Origin of the sequence: Paenibacillus sp. 2RAB27 (genome assembly GCF_052115445.1) — a bacterium.
In the GTDB taxonomy this organism is placed as follows: domain Bacteria; phylum Bacillota; class Bacilli; order Paenibacillales; family NBRC-103111; genus Paenibacillus_E.
The window spans coordinates 86,932-110,536 of record NZ_JBFRGR010000005.1; the positions used below are offsets into that span (position 1 = coordinate 86,932).

At 45.6% G+C, this 23,605-nt stretch carries 19 protein-coding genes; 17 read left to right on the top strand and 2 right to left on the bottom strand.

The window, feature by feature from the left end; translation table 11 throughout:
- Positions 1–93: 93 nt before the first annotated feature.
- A complete protein-coding gene (locus AB4114_RS09420) occupies positions 94–2,091 on the bottom strand; it encodes a DEAD/DEAH box helicase (protein WP_441988224.1) in 1,998 nt (665 codons plus the stop codon).
- A gap of 210 nt (positions 2,092–2,301) precedes the next feature.
- Positions 2,302–2,997: a YhcN/YlaJ family sporulation lipoprotein gene (locus AB4114_RS09425; RefSeq protein ID WP_441988225.1), complete on the bottom strand. Its 696-nt coding sequence runs from the start codon at positions 2,995–2,997 to the stop codon at positions 2,302–2,304.
- A gap of 279 nt (positions 2,998–3,276) precedes the next feature.
- Here AB4114_RS09425 and coxB point away from each other — a divergent pair, with 279 nt between their 5' ends.
- The 17 genes from coxB to AB4114_RS09510 all read left to right on the top strand — a co-directional run bounded on the left by coxB (position 3,277) and on the right by AB4114_RS09510 (position 23,598).
- Positions 3,277–4,293 (top strand): cytochrome c oxidase subunit II, encoded by a 1,017-nt coding sequence (gene coxB, locus AB4114_RS09430; protein ID WP_441988226.1) that lies wholly within the window; start codon positions 3,277–3,279, stop codon positions 4,291–4,293.
- Positions 4,294–4,320: 27 nt separating this feature from the next.
- The gene (gene ctaD, locus AB4114_RS09435; RefSeq protein ID WP_441988227.1) at positions 4,321–6,195 is read left to right on the top strand and encodes a cytochrome c oxidase subunit I; all 1,875 of its coding nucleotides are present in this window, start codon (positions 4,321–4,323) and stop codon (positions 6,193–6,195) included.
- Positions 6,192–6,806 (top strand): cytochrome (ubi)quinol oxidase subunit III, encoded by a 615-nt coding sequence (locus tag AB4114_RS09440; RefSeq protein WP_056608276.1) that lies wholly within the window; start codon positions 6,192–6,194, stop codon positions 6,804–6,806. Before ctaD ends, AB4114_RS09440 begins: the two co-directional genes overlap by 4 nt.
- Positions 6,807–7,124, top strand: coding sequence for a cytochrome C oxidase subunit IV family protein (locus tag AB4114_RS09445; RefSeq protein WP_441988228.1), 318 nt, complete (start codon positions 6,807–6,809; stop codon positions 7,122–7,124).
- A 98-nt stretch (positions 7,125–7,222) separates the two neighbouring features.
- Positions 7,223–8,080 (top strand): cytochrome c oxidase assembly protein, encoded by an 858-nt coding sequence (locus AB4114_RS09450; protein ID WP_441988229.1) that lies wholly within the window; start codon positions 7,223–7,225, stop codon positions 8,078–8,080.
- Positions 8,081–8,096: 16 nt separating this feature from the next.
- Positions 8,097–8,552, top strand: a complete 456-nt coding sequence (locus tag AB4114_RS09455; RefSeq protein ID WP_171632365.1) for a DUF420 domain-containing protein — start codon at positions 8,097–8,099, stop codon at positions 8,550–8,552.
- Between the two features lie 229 nt (positions 8,553–8,781).
- A complete protein-coding gene (locus AB4114_RS09460) occupies positions 8,782–10,401 on the top strand; it encodes an extracellular solute-binding protein (RefSeq protein ID WP_441988230.1) in 1,620 nt (539 codons plus the stop codon).
- An 80-nt stretch (positions 10,402–10,481) separates the two neighbouring features.
- Entirely contained in the window at positions 10,482–11,438 is a 957-nt protein-coding gene (locus AB4114_RS09465) for an ABC transporter permease (protein WP_441988231.1), read from the top strand.
- 10 nt (positions 11,439–11,448) lie between these two features.
- Complete coding sequence (locus AB4114_RS09470) at positions 11,449–12,330, top strand: carbohydrate ABC transporter permease (protein ID WP_056608292.1); 882 nt, start codon at positions 11,449–11,451, stop codon at positions 12,328–12,330.
- A 146-nt stretch (positions 12,331–12,476) separates the two neighbouring features.
- Positions 12,477–14,837 carry a helix-turn-helix domain-containing protein gene (locus AB4114_RS09475; RefSeq protein ID WP_441988232.1) on the top strand — a complete coding sequence of 787 codons (2,361 nt, stop codon included), beginning with the start codon at positions 12,477–12,479 and terminating at the stop codon, positions 14,835–14,837.
- A 37-nt stretch (positions 14,838–14,874) separates the two neighbouring features.
- A complete protein-coding gene (locus tag AB4114_RS09480) occupies positions 14,875–16,500 on the top strand; it encodes an extracellular solute-binding protein (RefSeq protein ID WP_441988233.1) in 1,626 nt (541 codons plus the stop codon).
- A gap of 104 nt (positions 16,501–16,604) precedes the next feature.
- Positions 16,605–17,510 carry an ABC transporter ATP-binding protein gene (locus AB4114_RS09485; protein WP_441988234.1) on the top strand — a complete coding sequence of 302 codons (906 nt, stop codon included), beginning with the start codon at positions 16,605–16,607 and terminating at the stop codon, positions 17,508–17,510.
- Positions 17,503–18,786, top strand: a complete 1,284-nt coding sequence (locus AB4114_RS09490) for an ABC transporter permease (protein ID WP_441988235.1) — start codon at positions 17,503–17,505, stop codon at positions 18,784–18,786. Before AB4114_RS09485 ends, AB4114_RS09490 begins: the two co-directional genes overlap by 8 nt.
- 173 nt (positions 18,787–18,959) lie before the next feature.
- A complete protein-coding gene (locus AB4114_RS09495; RefSeq protein ID WP_441988236.1) occupies positions 18,960–19,088 on the top strand; it encodes a helix-turn-helix domain-containing protein in 129 nt (42 codons plus the stop codon).
- Between the two features lie 292 nt (positions 19,089–19,380).
- Positions 19,381–20,352 carry an ABC transporter permease gene (locus AB4114_RS09500; RefSeq protein ID WP_441988237.1) on the top strand — a complete coding sequence of 324 codons (972 nt, stop codon included), beginning with the start codon at positions 19,381–19,383 and terminating at the stop codon, positions 20,350–20,352.
- 13 nt (positions 20,353–20,365) lie between these two features.
- On the top strand, positions 20,366–21,247 hold the full coding sequence (locus tag AB4114_RS09505; protein WP_441988238.1) for a carbohydrate ABC transporter permease: 882 nt from the start codon (positions 20,366–20,368) through the stop codon (positions 21,245–21,247).
- 119 nt (positions 21,248–21,366) lie between these two features.
- A complete protein-coding gene (locus AB4114_RS09510) occupies positions 21,367–23,598 on the top strand; it encodes a right-handed parallel beta-helix repeat-containing protein (RefSeq protein ID WP_441988239.1) in 2,232 nt (743 codons plus the stop codon).
- The last annotated feature ends 7 nt before the right edge of the window (positions 23,599–23,605 follow it).

Consider the following 23,605-nt stretch of genomic DNA (forward strand, 5'->3'; position numbering starts at 1 on the left):
GATTTTTATAAAATAGAATCTGAATAAACCATACCTATATCTTACATCGTAAGGCTTCATCGGTAAAGACTTGCATGAAATCGCTTCATCAGTCTAGCGTTTGCTGCCACCGCCGCGAGTGCCTCTTGGTGCACCTCCACGAGCGCCGCCTTGCCCACCGCGTGGGCCGCTTGGTCTGTCGCCGCGCGGAGCACCGCCGCGTGAGCCGAAGCTGTCGCCACGAGGTGCTGCGCTGCGCGCACCACGCTCATCACTCCGTCCGCGCGGAGCACCGCCCGTGCGAGCGCCGAAGCCCTCACCGCGAGGAGCGCCGCCTGTGCGAGCGCCGAAGCCCTCACCGCGAGGAGCGCCGCCTGTGCGAGCGCCGAAGCCCTCACCGCGCGGAGCAGCACCGCGTGCTGATCCGTCGCCACGGCCCTTGCCGCCGCGAAGCGTGCGAGACGCGCTAGCCGCGTCATCACGGCCTGCGCCGGCGTACTTGTTGTATGGCGAGTAGGACTTATCGCCATGTGGAGCGGAACGCTTGCGCTCTGTACCTTCACCGCCACCGTTGTAGGAACCTGTTACGCGTGCTTTGGCAGCGCCAATGTTCGCTCCGCGAGCTGGAGCCGAATTCGTAGTTGGCGATTCGTGAACAACGGTTGCACGTCCCCACGTATTCGGGCTACGCTCCGAGTTCACTTTAGCCGGTCTTTCGCCTGAACGCCCAGCACCAGCTGAACCTCCGCGTGAGCCGAATTTGTCGCCTTTGGAACCAAAACCTGTTTTCCGCTCGCCACCGTACTGAACGTTAGCGCGATCGCCACGCAGCTCACGTGCTCCAGGTCTTCCCGCACGTCCACCGCTGCGTTGTTCTGGCGAACCAGTGCGGTCATTGCGTCTGCCACCGCGTGAGGAAGCACCAGCTCCGCCTTTGCGTGCAGACCCTCTGCCTTCTTGATCGATGTAATCATCTGTTTGGGAACGAACAACACGTCTTTGCTGTCCATCAGCACCGCGCAATGACATTTTGATACCTTTTTCGATAAGCTCGATCGTTGGCATATCTCTTTGCGTTGCGAAAGTCACAGCAACGCCTGACTCACCGGCACGCCCCGTTCTACCAATCCGATGAATGTAGCTTTCGGCATCTTGAGGTACATCGTAGTTGAAGATATGCGTTACGCCTTCCACATCTAAACCACGAGCTGCGATATCCGTAGCGACTAAGAGCTCGATCCGGCCTTCTCTGAAACGCTTCATCACTTGCTCACGTTTCGCTTGAGACAAGTCACCATGCAGCTCATCGGACATTAAACCGATTTCTTGCAGCGTTTCATTGAGCGCAATCGCTTTGGCTTTGGTCCGACAGAAAATCATCGCAAGATAAGGCCTATATTGTTTAATTGCTGCAATAAGAGCGTCTTGTTTATCACGATCAGTCGTAGGGACTAGCACCTGCTGAATCTCAGTCAAAGTGACTTGTTTACTTTGAATTTTTATTTCTTTTGCTTCCTTCATATAAGCCTTAGACAGATTGATGACCTGTTCGGGCATAGTCGCAGAGAAGAGCAACGTTTGGCGATAAGGAGACGTTTGCGCAATGATATCCTTGACTTCATGCAAGAAGCCCATGTGCAACATTTGATCTGCTTCATCTAAAACGAGTATTTTCAATTTATAGAAGTTGATAGAACCGCGGCGAAGATGATCAAGCAATCTCCCCGGTGTTCCTACTACTATATGTATGTTGCCTTGAAGCTTTCTAAGCTGTTTTTCTACATCTTGCCCGCCGTAGGCAGCTAGAACCTTCGCACCTGTGATCGGGACAAGGGTTTTCAACTCATTGCTGATTTGAATCGCTAATTCACGGGTAGGAGTAAGAATAAGCGCTTGAACATCCGAGCTTTCTACATCAATTGTTTCTAATATAGGAAGTACAAAGGCAAGGGTTTTACCTGTACCTGTTTGAGCTTGTGCGATAACGTCCGAACCTTTTAACAATACTGGAATCGCTTCTCGTTGAATCGGGGTCGGTTCTACGACACCTTGATTTTGCAAAACTTGAACTAATTGTTCTCTAATACCTAATGAGGCAAATCCATTTGACATGGGTAATTGGCCAGCTCCCTTTTTCCTTCTTAGTAAAGACGATTCCCTCATTGTACAGGAATGAAAGACAAATGAAAACAGGAGCCGACCCACAAGCAGAAATAAACTACTTTATTAATAGAAGTTTTACATGCTGGTTGTGCTCCAAAAGGCGTAGTAAGACCTCCTATGAGAAGTAGAGCTTCTTCTAGGAGGCCAGCCCTAATTAATCTAGTCCTGAGGTAGCGATTGTGCCGTTCCAAACACACGTGTCACCGTCTGATTGAAGTCAGTTAGAAGAGGCATAAGCGAATGGCCTTTCCAACTTTCCTGTGCGAAGCTATTCATTTTATTAAGGAAATCCCGATTTGCAGAAATATAGACGTCCATCAGATCGGGTTTAAGAACGCGAAGCTTCTCAGCAATAGCTTGTTTAAACGGATGAGAAAGTAAATCATGATGCACAGCTGTTTCATAGCTATTGTAACCTTTATTTAAATCATTAGACGGTAGGGAATCGTCATAGGGATTATTACCATTGTAAAAACCCTTTTGCGTTCCTTGATTATTCGTCTCTTTTGTCAAACCCTTCGTGCCAACTGCACTGCTATCCATCATTAAGGCAACATACGCATTCTGATTTGTAATCATCACTAAGGCCGTATTTACGCCGTCCATGGTATGCAGTTGATCCGATAGATATTGACTGTATTCCAACTTGGTATTGTTGTGTGTGACAGGACCAGAGAGTTGTTGTACTTGATAGGCACGGTCCATCGCGTCTCCCTTTTTGACATTTGCGCCAAAATTCGAGCTAGTAGAGTTATTTGGATTGCCTCTGTACTCTTTTCCGCTAGAGCCACATGCGGATAATGTAAGCAGGAGGAATATGATTCCACAAATCGGAAAACCTAACTTCCTGAACATAATTTACAGACCTCCTAAAAGCGATTTGATGTCTATAGGATGAGATGTTTCTGTCTAATTATTCGTCTTCACAAATAAAGGCATTTATGCATAAAGAGGTGGGTGTATGGAAATAACCATGAAGGGAAATATATCGCTACAGACGCTGTTTAAGAACAATTTGTGAACTCTCCTACAGCGATTGACAAAAAGTTTTCACGAATTTATAGTTATTAAAGTGAATTGACATGGGCATGGCCTTCGTGGTAAAAATATTGTTTTAAAAGTGGGGTTGATACAATGAGTCAATTGAAAAAGTTCTGGCGTCTGCTACCCCTTTTAGCGGTGATGACGTTGATGCTAACTGGGTGCGGAGACCCAACCTTATCTGCCTTAGTGCCAAAAGGTCCTGTGGCGACGGAGCAGCTTTATTTAATGAAATTAAGTCTCTTTATCATGATTTTTGTCGTAATTGTCGTATTTGCGATTTATGTGTACGTTTTAGTTCGCTTTCGCAAGCGTAAAGGCGACGAAAGCATACCGAAGCAAGTCGAAGGAAGTCATGTTTTGGAGATTATCTGGACGGTAATTCCAATTCTCTTGCTGTTAGTACTTGCGGTGCCAACAGTGTCTTACACGTTCAAACACTCCGAGAATTACAACAAGAACAAAGACGCTATCCATGTGAAAGTCACTGCGCATCAGTTCTGGTGGCAGTTTGAATATCCAGACCTTGGTATCGCAACTGCTCAACAGCTTGTGATTCCTAAGGATAAAATCATTGCCTTTGATGTCGTTTCAGCAGACGTATCCCATGCTTTCTGGGTACCATCTCTTGGTGGTAAAGTCGATACGAACCCAGGTATCCGTAATACGCTTTACTTGCAAGCTGATGAAATTGCAACGTTCCAAGGTAGATGTACAGAGCTTTGCGGAGCTTCCCATGCTTTGATGAACTTTACCGTTGCGGCTAAGTCTGAAGCAGACTTTAATGCTTGGGTTGCGAAAATGAAAGCACCTTCTACCGTGCCAGCATCTGCTCAAAAAGGTGAAGAGCTATTCAAAGAAAACTGTATGTCTTGTCATGCTGTTAATGCAAGCGGCCCTGGGGTTGCTCCTAACCTTAAAGGCTTCGCAGATCGCGACACTCTTGCAGGTATCTTAGAGAAGACACCTGAGAACTTAGCATCGTGGATACATAATCCGCAAGAACTGAAACCGGGTAACAAAATGCCAGCTTTCGGTAAAGAAGCAAACGGTAAATTAGATGACAATCAAATTAAAGATATTGTTACGTACTTACAAACATTGAAATAAACTCTTGATGTAAAGGAGGTTCATACGTTGGCTCACTCTCATCCAGTAAAAAAACATACCGGGCTTATGGATTGGCTTACAACCGTCGATCATAAGAAAATCGGTATCCTGTATTTACTAGCGGGCGGCTTCTTCTTCCTCGTAGGGGGACTAGAAGCGATCTTAATTCGGATACAACTCGCTTATCCAGATCAACATATTTTTGTTGGAGATTCATTTAACCAATTAACAACGATGCACGGAACAACGATGATTTTCTTTGCGGCAATGCCGGTCATCTTCGCTTTCATGAATGCCATCGTTCCTCTACAAATTGGTGCAAGGGACGTTGCGTTCCCATTCGTTAACTCGCTTGGTTTCTGGTTATTCTTCGCCGGCGGCGTGCTAATGAACACTAGTTGGTTCTTAGGTGGAGCTCCAGATGCGGGTTGGACAGGATACGCACCTTTATCCTCGATCACCGATTCAAACTGGGGGGCAACTCTTGAAGGCAACTTGCAAGGAACGGACTTCTACGTTCTTGGTTTACAAATTGCAGGTATTGGTACGCTAATCGGGGGGATTAACTTCCTCGTAACGATTATCAACATGCGTGCTCCTGGGCTTACATACATGCGTTTGCCAATGTTTACTTGGTCTGCTTTTGTAACTTCAGGTTTGATCGTTCTTGCTTTCCCTGCAATCACGGTTGGATTGGTTGAGCTAATGTTTGACCGCATCTTCGGTGGTGCATTCTTCGATGCAGCCAGAGGCGGTAACAACGTGCTTTGGGAACACTTGTTCTGGATTTTCGGGCATCCCGAAGTTTACATTTTGATTCTTCCAGCTTTCGGTATTATTTCTGAGATCGTTTCTACTTTTTCGAAAAAACGTCTGTTCGGATACAGCTCCATGGTATTTGCAACAGTGCTAATTGGTTTCTTAGGCTTCATGGTTTGGGTTCACCATATGTTTACAGCAGGTCTAGGCCCCGTAGCGAACTCGATCTTCGCGATTGCTACAATGGCGATTGCTGTTCCAACAGGTGTGAAAATCTTCAACTGGTTGTTCACACTTTGGGGTGGGCAAATCCGCTTCACAACAGCGAATATCTTCGCAACAGCGTTTATTCCAACATTCGTTATGGGTGGAACTACAGGGGTTATGCTTGCTATTCCAGCAGCTGACTTCCAATATCACGATACGTATTTCGTAGTAGCGCATTTCCACTATGTTATCGTTGGTGGTCTAGTGCTTGGTTTGTTCGCAGGTCTTTACTACTGGTGGCCGAAAATGTTCGGTCGTATGCTAAGTGAAGGCTTAGGTAAATTGCATTTCTGGTTATTCTTCATCGGTTTCCATTTGACATTCTTCCCGCAGCATTTCTTGGGATTAATGGGGATGCCGCGACGCGTCTTTACGTATCAACCAGGATACGATCTCGAAGTCGGTAACTTAGTTTCAACGGTTGGTGCGTTCTTGATGGGTATTGGTACGTTGGTGTTCCTCATCAATATTATCACTACAGCAAGAAAACCAATGACAGCTCCTGCAGATCCGTGGGATGGACGCTCCTTGGAGTGGACAATTCCATCACCTGCACCTGAGTATAACTTCAAACAAACTCCGCTTGTTCGCGGTTTAGATGCTTTCTGGAAAGAAAAAATGGCTGGTAACAAGCAAATGACACCAGCTGAGCCAATTGGTTCGATCCACATGCCTTCGGCATCGATCTTACCGCTTGTGATGTCTGTTGGTTTATTCATCGCTGGTTTTGGTTTTATGTACAAAAACTTCTATGTAGCTGGTGCAGGTATCGTAGTTACTTTCATTGCCATGTTCTTGCGTTCCGTATATGACGACCACGGTTGGCATATTGAACCAGAAGAACTTGAAGACGATCATAAGGGGGTAAAGGCATGAGTAGTCATCACACGGGCGCACTGCCTGCTAATCCGGAAACGGCTACCCTCGAAGGGAAAAATAAAGTTCTTGGCTTCTGGCTTTTCCTTGGCGCAGAGGTTGTGTTATTCGGTTGCTTATTCGCAACTTACATTGCCCTTCGGAACTCAGTTCCGGATGGCCCAACAGCTGAAGAGCTTTTCAAGCTCAAAACAGTTGGTTGGTCAACGTTTATTCTCTTAACGAGCAGCTTGACGAGTGTATTCGCAATTATTGCGATGCACCGTCAAAAAGTAGGTCAATTGCTAGCTTGGTTAGCAGTAACTGTTTTGTTCGGTCTTTCGTTCTTAGGAATGGAGATCTACGAGTTTTACGAGTATGTGCATGAAGGACACAAGTTTACAACAAGTGCTTTCTCCACCTCGTTCTATACGTTGGTTGGTTTCCACGGTGCTCACGTAGCATTCGGTGTTTGCTGGATCACACTGTTGATTTTCCAAGGACTTAAGAAAGGTCTTACAGTCGTTACGGCACCTAAGTTTTATGTCGCATCCCTGTACTGGCACTTTATCGACTTAGTCTGGGTATTTATCTTCACAGTTGTTTATCTGATGGGGAAGGTGGGTCACTAAATGAGCAGCAATTCTCATGATACACACGCACCTAGCAAGCGGGTTAAACACGATTCACCTGTAAATCACTATTTGACTTACATTATCTCGATTCTACTCACGATGTTGGCATTCGCTGTCGTACTCTACGGAGATTTGGATCGTTCGTTTATCTTAATTTTCATCGTATCCCTCGGGATCGTGCAGGCACTCGTTCAGTTGCTTTTCTGGATGCATGCCAAAGAGAGAGGACATTTGTTCCCTCTAATCTTTATCTTTGCAGGAGCGTTCGTTGCTCTTACTGGCGTATTCATGGCCGTATATTGGGTTTGGTGGTAAAAAGGAAGAAGAGGCAACTTTGTCTAGACAAAGTGCCTCCTCTTTGTTTAAAGGGAGTTATTCGGATATAGTCAGCTTGAAAGGAGAAAGATGCAGGTATGAGTCAGATTGGTGGATTTTTTGATTTGTGGAATCCTGTTTTATTGTTGATCGTCATTGTAATCGGATATAGTTATGGTCGCTTTGTCGTGAAGGGAAATGGGAGCGCTGCGAAATCAGAGCCAATTTCGATCTCACAGCAGCTACTCTTCTACGCGGGGTTAGTCTTATTCTATATTGGGCAAGGAAGTCCAATAAACTACATAGGGCATCATTACTTGTTCAGTATACACATGCTGCAACAAACGATTCTTTACTTGATTGTACCGATCTTCATTTGGCTAGGAACACCGGCTTGGTTAGTTCGTTCTTGCATGAAAAATACCGTATTTCGCGGTCTATTTTCCTTCTTTACTCGGCCTCTGATCGCATTGTTCATGTTCAATATGCTATTCTCCATCTACCATATGCCGTTTATTATGGATTACTTGATGAAGAATGATGTACCGCTTCTTGCTTATCATACGTTGCTCTTAGTGACGGCCTTTATTATGTGGTTTCCAGTATTTTGTCCGCTTCCTGAGATGAATCGCTTGAACGATTTGAAGAAGATGGCGTATATTTTCGGAAATGGTGTGTTGTTGACACCCGCATGTGCGCTTATCATTTTTGCGGATTCAATTATCTACGATATGTATAACAACGTCACTGTTCCTTTTGCTCATTTGTCACCGCTCGATGATCAACAGCTCGGTGGTGTCATCATGAAGATCTTGCAAGAGATTATCTATGGTGCTACATTAGCTTATATTTTCTTCCGCTGGTATCGCCGAGAGCGCAAGGATGAGGATGAATTGGATCCTATTCCATCACAAGATAGCTTGAATAATCAAGGCGGGAACTGGAATCGCGCTTAGAGAGAGGATTAGAAAGATGCACATATTACCCACGATTTCTACGATGTTTATTGTGATTAGTGCCATTTTTGTTGGATTCGGATGGTATCATATCGTCAAAGGAAACCGGGATACGCATGAAAAGCTGATGGTTCTAGGCGCGATTTTCGCTTTAGCCTTTTTCATCATCTACATGTCCCGTACCTTATTTGAAGGAAACACGGCGTTCGGCGGGCCGGAGAGCTTAAAGTTGCCTTATCATTTGTTCTTGTTCTTCCATATTACTTTGGCTACTATCGGAGGCGTTCTTGGCCTCGTTACACTATGGTTCGCTTACAAAAAGAAATTCCTCAAACATAAGAAAATCGGTAAAGTTGCGGCGATTGTATGGCTGCTAACAGCGCCAACAGGCGTTATGGTTTATGTCTTGTTGTATGTCTTGTATCCAGGCGGAACAACGAAGCCAGTTATTGATGCCATTTTCGGTTTGTAAAAGGTTACATATAGCGCGGAATGATGTGAAATATCATCATTCCGTGCTATTTTTTTGTCTATAAGAGGGCTGATTTTGTGATTTCGTCCATTGGATTGCGGAAATCAACAATTCGACATGACGAAATGACCATGTCATTCTTCATATTGCTCATAGGTTAATCCGATGGAATCCCCTACGCTTAAGGAAGAGATGCATCTCACCATAACATGTAGTGGAGGGTCAATGAATGAAGAAAATTTTAGCTTCAACCATGATTGTCATGATGATGGGGACAGCGATTGCCTGTTCCTCGAAAACGGAAACAACGACGACAACGAGTGAGTCACAATCACCAGCAACAACAACAGCGACTACATATCCGATGACAACGGATAAAACACTGACCTACTGGGGTGAGTTGAATGGGAACTTAACAGGTGTGAAAACAACACATGCCGATGTCCCCTTTTTCCAAGAGTGGCAGAAAAAAACGGGAGTTCCGCTTAAATTCTTAGCGCCTCCGACAGGACAAGCCAAAGAAGCGCTAAACGTGATGCTTGCATCCGGCGATTTGCCAGATATGATCGAATACAACTTCTTGAGTGATTTCCCAGGTGGACCTGAGAAAGCCATTAAAGATGGTTACATTTTGAAATTGAATGATCTGATTGATAAATACGCGCCCAACCTGAAGAAATATCTCAAAGAGCATCCAGACGTCGACAAGATGGTGAAAACGGATAACGGCAGCTACTATGCGTTCCCTTTCATTCGTGGAGATGAGTATCTACAGGTTTTTCAAGGCCCGATGATTCGTAAAGACTGGTTGGATGAGTTAGGACTTCCTGTACCTGAAACGATTGATGACTGGACAACGACTTTGAAAGCTTTTAAAGAAAAGAAAGGTGCAGCCGCGCCATTATCCTTTATCAGCAAACCAAGATTTTTCAATGAATCGTACAATGGTGCATTCTTAGGCGCATTTGGCGTGAATCGTGGATTCTATTTGGAGAATGGGAAAATCAAATTCGGACCGTCGGAAAGCGGCTTCAAAGAGTACTTGAAGACGTTCCACCAATGGTTTCAAGATGGCTTGCTAGATAAGAACATCGCTACGGTGGATACGAAAGCCTTGGATGGCAGCTTTGCAACGGGAGCGACAGGGGCAAGTATTGGTAACGCAGGCGGCGGAATCGGCAAATGGCAGCCACTAATCCAAGCCAAAGATCCTAAAGCACAGCTGGTAGCAGCGCCATATCCGGTACTTAAGAAAGGCGATACGCCGAAATTTGGTCAAAAGGATAACCCGTATTCCTCTGGAGGCATTGTCGCGGTAACGGCGAAGTCCAAGAATCCAGAATTAGCAGTTAGGATGCTGGATTATGGTTACAGTGAAGCTGGTCACATGTTCTTCAACTTCGGAACAGAAGGTGTCAGCTACTCGATGGTGGATGGCTATCCGAAATATACGGACTTACTGATGAAAAATCCAGATAAGCTAGCTCCTGCACAAGCGATGTCCATGTACATTCGCGGCAGCTACAACGGTCCATTTATCCAAGACAAGCGTTATGCAGAGCAATTCTTTGTACTGCCGACCCAACGCGATGCTATCAATGTGTGGAAGAAAACCGATACAGCCAAATACAGCTTGCCGCCGCTTACGCCTACTCCGGAAGAAAGCTCCGAATACGCGAAAATCATGGGCGATATGAATACGTTGGTGGATGAAATGACGCTGAAAATCATTTTGGGCAACGAGCCTGTAGATGGCTTTGAGAAGTATGTGGATAAAATGAAGTCCTTGAATTTAAGCCGCGCTATCGAGATTCAACAAGCAGCACTTGATCGCTATAACAAGCGATAAGTTTCGTTAAGCAGGAAGAGGTGGGGGGATCTAAGATCTCCCTCCTTTACAAGTAAACTGGTGAGAGGGTGAGGATGGAGATGGCGAATACACAGCCACTGGAAAGCGTAACGCTCACGAAGCAACGAACGGGGACCAATCGATATATCCGTGATTTTATAGCCAACAAGTACTTGTACCTCATGATGGTACCCGTGCTCGCATATTACTTGATTTTCCATTATGCACCGATGTATGGAGCCTTAATTGCCTTCAAAGAGTATTCACCTATGAAGGGAATTCTAGGAAGTGATTGGGTAGGTTTTAAGCATTTTCATGATTTTTTCAGCTCTTTTTACCTTTGGCGCATACTGAAAAATACGCTGGTTATCAGCTTGTACTCCTTAATATTTGAGTTTCCTGTTCCGATTATTTTGGCGCTTTTGATTAATGAGGTGCGAAGTAAGACTTTCAAGCGAGTTGCACAAACGATTACGTATATGCCCTATTTTATATCGCTAGTCGTTATTTGCGGGATTATTACGGACTTTACGAATGCGGATGGTGTCATTAACAATATCGCGATGTCTTTCGGATATGATGGGCAAGCGATGCTGCAGAAAGCAGAGTTGTTCCGACCGATCTACATTTTATCCGAGATTTGGCAACGAATTGGATGGGAATCTATTATTTATATTGCGGCGTTAATGAGCATTGATACGGAACAGTATGAAGCTGCACGCATGGATGGCGCAAGTCGCTGGAAACAAATGATGTATATCACATTGCCAGGTATCATGCCGACGATTGCGATTATGTTTATTTTGCGTATGGGTAATTTGTTGAACGTGGGCTTTGAGAAAATCATTCTGCTCTATAATCCGGTCAGTTATGAAACGGCGGACGTAATTTCTTCCTTCGTCTATCGTAAAGGGTTGCTGGAGTTCGGATGGAGCTACAGCTCAGCTGTTGGCTTATTTAATTCCGTTATCAATCTAATCCTGCTCATTACAGCGAATTACATTAGTCGTAAAGTAAATGAAAGCAGCTTATGGTGAGGTGATGTTGATGAGAAAAGGACCTAGTTTCGTAGAAAGACTATTCGATGTTGCTATTCATTTGATTTTGACCCTACTTGTTGTGGTTACGTTGTACCCTTTGCTTTACGTTCTATTTGCTTCGTTCAGTAATGCAAGTGAATTAGTTGCGCACAAAGGCATTTTATATAAATCACTTGGCTTTAGTTGGGAAGCCTATAAAGGGGTTATGAAGAACCCCGGAATTCTCATTGGTTACCGAAACACTATGTTTATTGTGGTCGCTGGTGTTATTGTCAATCTCCTGATGACAGCGTTAGGCGCATACGTGCTCTCTCGTAAAAATGTGATCTGGAATAAGGCATTTATGATCATTATCGTAATCACAATGTTCTTTCATGGTGGATTAATCCCGCTCTATTTGATCGTCAAAAATGTAGGCTTACTCGACACCCTATGGGCGACGATCATTCCCTTCTCCATCTCCACATTTAATTTGATTATTATGCGAACAGCATTTATGGCGATACCAGACAGCTTAGAGGAGTCGGCCAAAATCGATGGGGCTAATCACTTTACGATTTTGTTCCGAATCATCATCCCGTTGTCCATGCCCGTCATTGCCGTCATGATTCTGTACTATGCCGTTGATAAATGGAATGGTTGGTTCTATGCTTCGATCTTTATTAAAAATCGAGACCTCTTCCCGTTGCAACTCGTTCTCAGGGAAATTTTAATATCCAACTCAACAGATGGCATGTCCGTCGGAGCCGATGCAGGCGATCGTTTCCAGATCGGGGAAACCATCAAATATGCGACGATCGTCGTGGCGACATTGCCAATACTATGTGTCTATCCATTTGTACAACGTTTCTTTGTCAAAGGGGTAATGGTAGGTTCCCTGAAGGGATAGACCATGGAAATAGAGATCTAGTAGCGTTTTTATCAATTGGATTTGTCATTTTGGACATTCCTCCCCTTGCGAACAGAGGTATAATAGTGTGAAGGAGACAATCCCTTCAGAGGAATTTTCAAGGTGCGCAGTGGGAGGAGATCCATGTGAAGCTTCGATTTTTTTGGCCCAAAAGAAAAAGTATTGTATTTACATGGTTGTTATCGTACAGTGCCGTATTATTCGTGCCTATGCTGATGAGCATCCTCATTTACTCGCAATCTAGTCATGCATTAAAAAGTGAAATTCACCGTGCGAATGATTCATTACTGAAACAAGTCCGTTACACGATCGATACGCAGTTCGATTTGATGAAACGACTGAATATGGAAATTACTTGGAATGCGAAGCTTCAAAGTCTGATGTACACCAATGTACGAACCAATGATGATCAATATCTGGCTTTTCAGCTCGTGAAAGAGTTTCGGATGTACCAAACCTCATATGCGACGATCGACGAATTCTATGTGACTTGGGATCAGGAGGCTTCGATTCTCCGTCCAGGCAATATGCGAGATTTGCACACAGCGTTTGATACGATTCACAATACGGGTACCCTCCGATACGAGCAATGGCTGGATACGATCCACCAAGCTACGAATAACCAATTTCTTATCCTTCCGCGTGTAGATGCAGGTCCGTCTGCCTCCTCCATCGTGTACATCACACACTTGCCCAAAGATCTGAATGGTAAGCAGACAGGTACTGTCGTTGTGATGGCGGATAGGGAACGGTTCGAGAAGGCAATCGAAAGCATTTCAGGGTTTAGCGGTGGGCAAATCGTCATCCTTAATCATGACAATCAAGTTCTACTCTCCAATGTCCCTGTGACGATGAATAAGAATCTCATTTTGGAGCAATTGCAGGATGAGGATACGGTGACGTATAAACCTTCGCAGGATGGAGAATCAGAGCTTTTCTATATTCAATCGGCTGTTTCTGATTTGAAATATGTATTGATCATTCCAAGTAGCATTTATTGGGAAAAAGCGGAGTATGTCCGCAAGTTTACTTACATCAGCATACTGATCAGCTTATTTGGTGCAGCGGTGCTAACTTGGTTCTTTCTGCGCCGTAACTACTCACCTATCCAACGTTTGGTTCAATCGATTTCGGATAAAAATGCCTTCGAAGAACGTGCTGATGGAAATGAACTGCATTTCATTCAGAAAGTGATCTCGCATACGCGGAATGAGAAGGATCAAATCGCGATGCAGCTGCAATCTCACCATCACGTGCTTCGTTCAAATATGTTAAATCGACTGTTGAAAGGGCGAATTGAGTCGCTCGTTTCGTACGAGGAAGCGTTCAAAACCTTTCATATGGATTTGATTTCGAATCATTTCGCTGTAATTCTGTTTGCGGTTGAGAATTCCGATAGTATATCTAAGAATTTGCCAGGTATGGACATCAGTGAACGCAGAAAATTGATGCAGTTCATTATCACGAATGTTGTTGAAGAGCTCGTCGGTCATCGCCATCATGCGGGGTATGTGGCTGAAATCGATGATATGATGGTTTGTTTGGTGAACTTTGCAGAAACGGATGCGGCAGAGCGGAAGCTTGATCTGGATTGGATTGCCGCAGAGGCACAGCGTTTCTTGACGCGGTTCCATATGGATTTAACGATCTCCATCAGCGGTGTTCACACTTCTTTAGTTGGTGTTGCCGAGGCTTATAGTGAAGCTTTGGACGCGATGGAATATAAGATGGTTAGAGGGAAGAGAGAGATCATCACCTATGATGAGATCCGAATCGACACAGCTGATAAGCTGCAGCTAGGTTACTATTATCCGCTCCAAGTAGAGCAGCAAATTATTAATCTCATCAAAACGGGAGATATTGAGCAAGCCTCGGCTAGCATGAACGAGATTATGGGGCGTAATTTCGATAAGACACTGGTGTCGCTTACTTTGGCCAGATGTCTCATCTTAAATCTTGTCGGCACGATGGTGAAAGCGATGAATGAGCTAGGAGACGGGACTACGCAGCCTTGGTTAGGGGATAACCCGTTATGGATGGATTCAATCATTGCCTGCGACACCATTCTAGAAATGCAGCAAGAGCTGCAGCTGTTGCTTAGAGAGGTATGTGCGTTTGCCGCTTCCAAGATAGAAGCGAACCAGACGAAGGAACGCACGGAAACATTGCGTGAACTAATCGCGAAAGTAATGCAATTCATCGAGGAACAATATCAAGATGCTAATCTGAATGTGAATACGATTGGTGAAAACTTTGCATTAAGAGGCAGCTACGTATCTAAATTATTCAAGGATCAGACAGGTGAGGGTTTACTCGACTACATCACGAAATACCGCATTCAACAAGCGAAGAAGATGATCAGTTATAAACAAGATTCAATCTCGGAGATCGCGCGGTTAGTTGGTTATAATGAAGTAGCGACATTTATTCGTGTTTTCAAGAAATACGAGGGAATAACACCTGGGAAATATAAGGAAATGAACTGATGAGGATCGAACGATCAGATGCGGGGAGGGGAACAGAATGAGCAGACGAGCTGGCAGTAAGTTGCTATTACTTCTAGGTATAATCACCATTGGGCTGACGGCATGCTCTTCTGAGAGCCCAACGACGCTTACGACACCGTCAGGGCAGCCTACAGCTACGATTAAGGATAAGGAGCAGTTTCAGCCAGCAGCAACGAAAATGAGCTATTGGTCAGAGTTGAATGGGAATGCCGGGAGTGTGAAAGCAAAATTCAAGGATATTCCTTTTTTTCAAGAATGGCAGAAGCGAACTGGTGTTCAGCTTTCCTTCATACAGCCGTCAGCCAATCAGGCTAAGGAAGCGATGAATGTCCTATTAGCCTCTGGCGACTTGCCTGATATGATGGAGTACGAGTGGGACAGCTTCCCTGGCGGGCCTGAAAAGGCGATCAAAGATGGTTATATTTTGAGACTGAACGAGGTCATTGATAAGTATGCGCCTAATCTGAAGCAGTACTTAAAGGAACATCCCGAAATCGACAAGCAAATTCGAACCGATGACGGCAGCTATTACGTTTTCCCTTTTATCCGTGGTGACGATAAGCTTCGTACTTATCAAGGGCCCATCATCCGTCAGGATTGGCTTAACGAGCTCGGGTTAGAGGTCCCAACCACGATAGAGGAATGGCATACGGTGCTCAAGGCGTTCAAAGAGAAAAAGGGAATTGCTGCTCCGTTGACATTTCTAGGCGTGCCGAATCCGCTGTTCGGGATTGAGGGCGGTGCTTTTGTAGGCGCTTATGGGATTCGCAAAGGCTTCTATCAAGATCATGGTGAGGTTAAGTATGGTCCGATGGAGAAAGGCTACCGAGATTTCTTAGCTACGTTCCGAGGGTGGTATGAGGAAGGATTAATTGATAAGAATATCGCTTCCGTGGATACTAAAACGATGGACTCCAATATGGTAACGGGGCGAAGCGGAGCAACGATTTGGAATGCGGGGGCAGGTATTGGGAAATGGCAGCCGATTGTCGAGGAGAAAAACAAATCCGCTTTGTTTGCTGCAGCCCCTTACCCCGTCTTGCATAAAGGGGAGAAGCCTAAATTCGGGCAGAAGAGCTACGCTTATGTCGGTACCGGTGGAGTAGCTATTTCAAGTAATAGTAAACATGCGGCAGAGGCTGCCAAGCTGCTGGATTACGGCTATAGCGACGAAGGTCATATGCTCTTTAATTTCGGGATTGAAGGAACGAGCTACACGCTGAAAGACGGCTATCCGACCTATACGGATTGGATCCTGCGGAATCCAGACAAGCTGGCACCTTCGCAAGCTTTGTCGATGTATACGAGAGCAAGCTATTTTGGGCCGTTTGTGCAGGATGCTCGGTATGGGGAGCAATATTATACCTTGCCAGAGCAAAGGAAAGCTATTGGCATCTGGGCGGATACGCAAGTTGAATCGTACACGTTACCGCAAATTCCGAAGACGGAGCTTGAGAGTGCTGAATTTTCTTCGATTATGCTGGATGTGATGACACTCGTCGATGAGATGTCTCTGAAGATTATTCTCGGTGTCGAGCCGCTTGATGCGTTCGATAGCTACGTTAGTAAGATGAAAGCGTCCAAAATTGATCGAGCGATTGAGATCCAGAAGTTAGCGTTAAATCGGTATGAGAAGCGTTGAGGGCTTCTCTTTTTTTTGCCCATGTGAAGAAAAATTCATTGTTTTTCCATTTTCATGTAAAATAGTGTACGTAAGCAATTTCGTGAGGGAAGGCAGGTCAAGTGATGACATACCCTTTAATTGTACAAGACGTATCGAAGCAGTACGGGGATAAAACCGCCGTGAATCGCATTGGGCTACAAGTGAAGCAGGGAGAAATTTATGGCTTGTTAGGCGCCAATGGGGCCGGCAAAACGACAACAATGCGAATGGTACTCGGACTTATATATCCTGATGAAGGAAGTATTCGGTGGAACGGGCAGGGGTATCGGGAAGAACTACGAAGCCTAATGGGCTATTTGCCTGAAGAGCGTGGCCTGTATCCCAAAGTGAAAATAAGTGAGCAAATCGTTTACTTAGCGGAGCTTCGGGGAATGAAACGTAGTGAAGCAGATCGCAGTTTGAAGATGTGGTTGGAACGGTTCGAGGTTCCGGATTATTACAACCGTAAGGTTGAGGAGCTGTCCAAGGGGAACCAGCAGAAGATTCAATTTATTGCCGCGGTTATTCACAATCCCGATATCCTCATTCTGGATGAAGCTTTCAGTGGACTCGATCCAGTGAATGTAGAACTGCTGAAGAAAACAGTGAAAAGTCTGCGCGACGAGGGAAAAACGATTTTATTTTCCAGCCATCGGATGGATCATGTGGAGGAGCTCTGTGAGAATATCTGCATCTTGCATCGCTCGAACACCATTCTTCAAGGCAGTCTGAAGGATATTAAGGCGAGCTTTCCGAAGGAGAGAGTCATTCTCGAGACAGAGACGAGCTTAACTGGGTTGGAGGAGCTTCCAGGCGTGACCTCTGTGAACAAAGGACATAACGGATACGAGCTTCGTATCGCGCATCCAGAAGCAGCACAGAGCATTCTTCAATTTGCTATGGAACGGTCATCTGTTCAGCGGTTTCAAATCATGGAGCCAACCCTGAATGAAATATTTATCCAGAAGGTGGGGAACAGCCATGAATAGGATTTTAACGGTGATCAAATTTACCTATATGACGCGTTTCCGCATGAAATCATTCCGCATTATGACGCTGATATTGATGATTGTCTTATCTGTCCTGTTTCATCTTCCMGCCATTATCAATCAATTATCTTCAGATGAACCTACCAAAATTGGCGTTTTCGGTACAAGTCCAACTGGTATTGCTGGCAAACTGACCGCCTTTTACAATAATCAATCAAAGCCAGATATTCTCATTGTGCCACTGCCGGATGGAGGCAGCACAGCAGCGAATGAAGCCTACGGGAAGCAGCAAATCGCGGATAAAAAGATTAAAGGCTTCTTGGAGATTGCCGATGCGAAGCAAGGCGGATTTCCTAAGGTGATCTATAAATCCAAAGGTACGATGGAGTTTTCTTTAAAAAATAAGCTTCAAACGACGCTCCACCTCATCAAAACGGATATCGTCTTGCAAGGTGCGGGCCTGTCGGATGCCGTAAAAACGGCTCTTCAAACGCCAGTATCCCTGGAGACCGTGCAAATTTCAACATCAGATCAAGCAGCGGCAGGTAAAACGGAGTCGCAAATTGCGATTTCCTATGCGCTCGTGTATGTCATGTTATTTCTCTTATATATGGGCGTAATTGGCTTCGGAAACTTGGTAGCTACAGAAATTACAGCGGAGAAGAGCACGCGTGTCATGGAATTGCTTATAACAAGTGTCTCACCGCTTAAGCAGATGTTTGGCAAAATTATTGGGATTTGCTTGCTTGCGTTAACGCAAATTGGGCTGTTGATTGCGGTCGGAGCCGTTAATCTAAGCTTGAGTGGCAGCTCTTCTATGATCGCTGATCTGCATTTAAGTTGGCATGATTTGCAGCTATCGCTCATCGTGTACTTTTTGATCTTTTATTTGCTCGGCTTCTTCATCTATGCCACGGTTTTCGCAGCTGTAGGTTCGATTGTGAGTCGAACAGAGGATGTGGGGCAAGCGATTATGCCAGTTACCCTCGTCATTGTAGCGGCCTTCATGATTGCGATCTTCGGGCTGAATCAGCCGAATGCGGGCTTCGTAGTCACGATGTCCTTCGTGCCTTTCTTCTCACCGCTCATCATGTTCCTGCGGATTGGGATGAGTACGCCGCCATTCTGGCAAATCGCGATCTCGATTGCGATTCAGTTGGCGTCGATCGGCGCGATGGCTTGGCTTGCGGCGAAGATTTACCGTACTGGCGTGCTGATGTACGGCAAGCGGCCTACATTGAAGGAGCTGCGCAAAGCGATGCGTGCTTATCGGTAGGGATGAGAATTCAAAATTGTGAGTAACGGTTATAAGTGAGACTGATTTGGTCGATAAATGAAACAAATTTGGGTATATGTTTGAGACTAAATAAAGAAGATAGATGAATCAATCCGTTGATACATCTATCTTCTTTGCTGTGTCCTACCGTGCCGTACGGAAAGAGCAGGATCATGTTTGATGAAAAATTGAGTCAATTCGATATTAAAGAAATTGCCCGTTTATGCGGCTTTTACAATTATTCCTTCAATACGTTTAAGAAAAAGGTCGGTACGACTCCTGGGCAATATTTGAAAAAATAATAGTGAGCGGTAATTGGGAAAGCATGCTTAATCAGTGAAATCATTCATTGATTAAGCATGCTATTTTCCGTGAAAAGATTTCAGGGCTGGTTTGTCACGCCCCCCACATTCACGTTTTAAAGAAGGTCAACTTCTTATATGCGAAAATCGGCTATATACAATTTCGCCCAAGCAGTGCTGTAACTGGATAATCGTATACCGAAGAGAAACTTGTGTATGGCATTTCCTCCCGCGTTCCGTTTGAATTAGAGCTAGAAAAACTTTCATAATTTGCGGATAAGGAGAAAAGCAGATGAAGCCTCACATGGAAACAAAAAAAGCAATATATCAGCAAGCTGCTGCGGTTCGTACAAAGGAGGAAAGGCTCCGAAGGCGACGACGCTTCAACATGAACGTCCCCCTTATGATCATGTTTGCACCGATTTTGGTTTACTTCATCACTTTCAAATACATCCCGATGGGGGGACTGATTATTGCCTTCAAGAACTACAACTTAGCGGACGGTATTCTTCACAGCCCTTGGACGGGCTTGGACAACTTCCGGCTACTATTTAACAGTCCGATGATGCTTACCATTATCAAGAACACGTTTTTTATAAGCGTGCTGACCATCGTGGTCTCGTTTCCCTTTCCGATTATTTTGGCGATCCTGCTGAACGAAATCAGGCGCATGTTCTATAAGCGTGTCATCCAGACACTCGTTTATTTGCCGCATTTTTTGAACTGGGTCATCGTTGGCTCGTTCATCGTCCTGATCTTCGCTCAGGAACAGGGGATTATCAATAAACTAATTAGTGCATTGGGCTGGGAAAAGATACAGTTTCTGTATAATAAGTCGTCCTGGCTCAGCATTTATCTCGGTTCGGGGATTTGGAGGGGAGTTGGATTCGGGGCAATCATCTATTTGGCGGCGCTCGCCAATATCGATCCGAGCTTGTACGAATCGTCGAGTATGGACGGTGCCAATAAGTTGAGACAAATCTGGCATATTACGCTGCCGGGCATTACGCCGGTCATTATTCTTATGCTGATCCTCTCGATGGAGAATGTGATGGATGTCGGATTCGATCAAATATATGTGCTCAAAAATCCGATGGTTAGCGATATTTCTAATGTCATCAGCGTGTGGAGTTATGAAGTCGGTCTCGGGCGCGGCCAATTCAGTTTAACGACAGCTCTAGGATTTTTCACCTCTTCAGTCGGGCTGGTTCTTGTGCTAGTCACGAACAAAATTGCCCGTAAATTCGACCAGGGACTCTGGTAAAAGGAGAATCGACATGAAGCCTACATTCGGCGAAAAAATCTTTTATGGCTTTAACTATGTGCTGCTCGGTATATTCGGTATCAGCTGTATCCTGCCGATTATCCATATCCTATCGCTCTCCTTAAGCTCGGAGCATGCCGTCCTCTCCGGATTTGTCGGGTTGTGGCCGGTCGGTTTCACTCTGGATTCGTATAAGCTGCTAATCGAGGGAACGAGAATCGTGCATGCGTTTAAAAATAGCGTCGAGATTACCGTCGTCGGAACGATACTGAATTTGGTATTCACCATTCTTGCGGCTTACCCGCTATCACGCACTTATTTTTACTACCGGAAACCTTTAACCTTAATGATTCTCTTCACTATGTTATTCTCCGCCGGACTCATTCCAAGCTATCTGCTGGTCAAGAGCTTGGGACTGGTGAACACATACGGCGCTTTATGGATACCCGGTCTTGTCGGGGTGTACCATTTGCTTGTCCTGAAAACCTTTTTCGAGAATATTCCGGGCGAGCTGGAGGACGCAGCGCGGATCGATGGATGCAGTGAAACCCGCTTGATTATGCAAATCATGCTGCCTCTGTCGATGCCTGTGATAGCCACGCTCATCTTGTTCTCCGCCGTCGGCCATTGGAATTCGTTTTTTAGCGTCATGATTTATATCAACTCCTCCGAAAAGCATAATTTGACTGTGTTGGTGCAGCAAATGATCATGAACAACCAGTTGGCCCAACAGGTTACGGAAGGACGTTTGAGCGATGACATGATGGAGTCCGTCACTCCACAGTCGATACAATCGGCAGGCGTCATAGCTATGGTGGTTCCGATGTTAGTCGTCTACCCGTTTTTACAAAAATATTTCGTCAAAGGCGTCATGATCGGGTCGATCAAAGGGTAGAAGGTTCGGCCGCAGTGAATTTGCCGAAAGGGGGAATGGAAGGACTATCATGCAGAATGGATGATGCAAAGTTGTGAGCGAAATTCCTTGTTTATCCCAATTATGAAGGAGGAATCAATATGCCAAATGAAAAGATGGAGCAGGACGCACAAAAAAGTTTGGACCAGGATCAGCCGGGGGAGACGGACGTCAAAGTAAGCCGTAGAAAACTGTTGACTGCCTTTGGCATGGCTGGCGCAGCGATAGCAGCGGGCAGCATGCTCCAAGTGTCGTCAACTGTCTTCGGGAAAGAGGGAGGATCGGTTACCGAATCCGTGTATGGAGAGCTTAACGGCAAGGGGAAGGTGCCGATCCTAAAAGCGGCGGATCTGGTTGTGTCGACTACGATTGCCGAAATCCGGGCCAATACCAGTCCCGACCCAGAGTTTCTCTATTTTGTACGGGATGAAGGAAAAGAGGGTCATTTTCGTGTCGATTTGGCCGACACCACGTCGGCTGACAATACGGGAACGATTGTCGTAGCGGCGTCCGGTACCCGGTTCAAACGGTTGATGGTGGACGATACGATCGATGTCCGGTGGTTCGGCGCGAAGGGAGACGGAACGACCGACGATACGGAGGCGATCCGCGGAACGATAGCATACGTTTCATCCTCTTTTCCGAACGGAGGCGTCGTCTATTTCCCCAATGGGAAATACCGGATCACGGACGGGTTTACACTAACAGGACAAAAAGTGAGCTTACTTGGTACGAAAGCGGAACTTTTTCTAGACAACACGTCCGATACCGTTACGGTACTTACTTTCCTTAATTGCACCGAATTTTTCGTGGAAAACCTGAAAATATCCAGCTCGAAAACGACGAAGTTGTTTTCCAAGCAAGCACATGGGCTAAATGTCCGGGATTCGAGCAAATTCAAACTGTCATCTTTGGATGTGTCTTATCGTACGGACGCTATGAATATCACTCACTGCAACAATTTCACGGTAGAAGGCAATGACGTTTATTATTTGGGCGAAGAAGGAATAAGGATTGGAGGGAGCTGGAATTGGCGCGTAGCCAACAACCGGATCCATGACCATAACGGCGACGGTATTTTGCTCAAACACGCCGGCAGCCCGGAGGGCATGTATAATGGCGAAGTCATCGGCAACTTCCTGTACGACGGCGTGAGTACGTTCGGTCTCTCCAATTCAATCGGCGGCGGGATCAATTCCAATGATGAAGTGTCGGGAACTGCTGCAAGCAACCTCCATAATATGGTTATTAGCGGCAATACACTTAAAAACCTGCGATACGGTATCGCGCTCGCCAGCATTACGAATTTTACCATTTCCGGGAATGTGATTAAGAATGTCAGAACCGCCGGGATCCGGATGGACAATTCCACCGGCAACAATCCTACTCATAATCCGGGAGGGGAAAGCTCGATTACGGGGAACACGGTCGAGAACGTATCGGACGGGGAGGGCATACAGTTTCTCACTAACCAGGCTGTCGTGGAAAAGGTGTCCATCACAGGAAATCATGTCAGAGGGGTTATGCATGCAGTTTCGCATTACCCGGGCATAGCGGCTTCGAATGCCGCCGTCTCCGGCAATATGGTAAGCGATTGCAAGGTTCTCCTACAGGCCAGTAATTGTACGGTGTCCGGCAATCGCTTTATCCAAGGCGGATTTACAACTTCCGATGCAGCGTCCAACTCTATTAAGTTAATCGATTCTTTCGTATTTACAGGGAACACGTTCGAAGATACGAACGGCCAAATCGGGATCAGCAACGGATCGGGCATTATTAGCAGCAATTCGATCAAAACGGGCTCAAGCTTATGCGCGATCCGATTTAGAAGCAATCCGACAGGCAACGTGTACATTATGAACAACAGCTACGATTGCCCGAACGCCGTGGAGAAGATTACATACGAGACGGTGGTGACGGCGAGCGGAGCGGGGAAAATTAGCAGCGACTTTACGCTGGCGGGAGCTCTCCAACGTTACGGTACTACGGTTCCAACGGTAGGAACTTATACACCGATGTCCATTATTTGGAGTAAAGACATTGGAAAAGGGAAGCCCATTGGCCATGTCTGTGTCTCAGGCGGCACCCCTGGCGTATGGTCCCCGTTCGGATATATTGGCCAAATCAAGCACGGAACGGCTACGATAAGCGGATTGACGGATTCCGTCATCGTCGCGCACGGCCTTGGCGAATTGCCGGCATACGTCTCCCCGACTCCTCTCGGCAATATGGGGTATGTTTGGATTTCGGACATGACAACTACGCATTTTACGATACGATGCTCCGCAGCTCCATTAGTGAATACCCCAATATTGTGGGAAGCAAAAGCATAGCGATCAA

Coding starts and splice junctions, on each gene's coding strand:
- AB4114_RS09500 (WP_441988237.1), top strand. CDS start 19,381: ATGAAGCCTCACATGGAAACAAAAAAAGCAATATATCAGCAAGCTGCT.
- AB4114_RS09480 (WP_441988233.1), top strand. CDS start 14,875: ATGAGCAGACGAGCTGGCAGTAAGTTGCTATTACTTCTAGGTATAATC.
- AB4114_RS09420 (WP_441988224.1), bottom strand. CDS start 2,091: ATGTCAAATGGATTTGCCTCATTAGGTATTAGAGAACAATTAGTTCAA.
- AB4114_RS09460 (WP_441988230.1), top strand. CDS start 8,782: ATGAAGAAAATTTTAGCTTCAACCATGATTGTCATGATGATGGGGACA.
- AB4114_RS09450 (WP_441988229.1), top strand. CDS start 7,223: ATGAGTCAGATTGGTGGATTTTTTGATTTGTGGAATCCTGTTTTATTG.
- AB4114_RS09510 (WP_441988239.1), top strand. CDS start 21,367: ATGCCAAATGAAAAGATGGAGCAGGACGCACAAAAAAGTTTGGACCAG.
- AB4114_RS09425 (WP_441988225.1), bottom strand. CDS start 2,997: ATGTTCAGGAAGTTAGGTTTTCCGATTTGTGGAATCATATTCCTCCTG.
- AB4114_RS09495 (WP_441988236.1), top strand. CDS start 18,960: ATGTTTGATGAAAAATTGAGTCAATTCGATATTAAAGAAATTGCCCGT.
- AB4114_RS09505 (WP_441988238.1), top strand. CDS start 20,366: ATGAAGCCTACATTCGGCGAAAAAATCTTTTATGGCTTTAACTATGTG.
- AB4114_RS09445 (WP_441988228.1), top strand. CDS start 6,807: ATGAGCAGCAATTCTCATGATACACACGCACCTAGCAAGCGGGTTAAA.
- AB4114_RS09465 (WP_441988231.1), top strand. CDS start 10,482: ATGGCGAATACACAGCCACTGGAAAGCGTAACGCTCACGAAGCAACGA.
- AB4114_RS09470 (WP_056608292.1), top strand. CDS start 11,449: ATGAGAAAAGGACCTAGTTTCGTAGAAAGACTATTCGATGTTGCTATT.
- coxB (WP_441988226.1), top strand. CDS start 3,277: ATGAGTCAATTGAAAAAGTTCTGGCGTCTGCTACCCCTTTTAGCGGTG.
- AB4114_RS09485 (WP_441988234.1), top strand. CDS start 16,605: ATGACATACCCTTTAATTGTACAAGACGTATCGAAGCAGTACGGGGAT.
- AB4114_RS09440 (WP_056608276.1), top strand. CDS start 6,192: ATGAGTAGTCATCACACGGGCGCACTGCCTGCTAATCCGGAAACGGCT.
- AB4114_RS09455 (WP_171632365.1), top strand. CDS start 8,097: ATGCACATATTACCCACGATTTCTACGATGTTTATTGTGATTAGTGCC.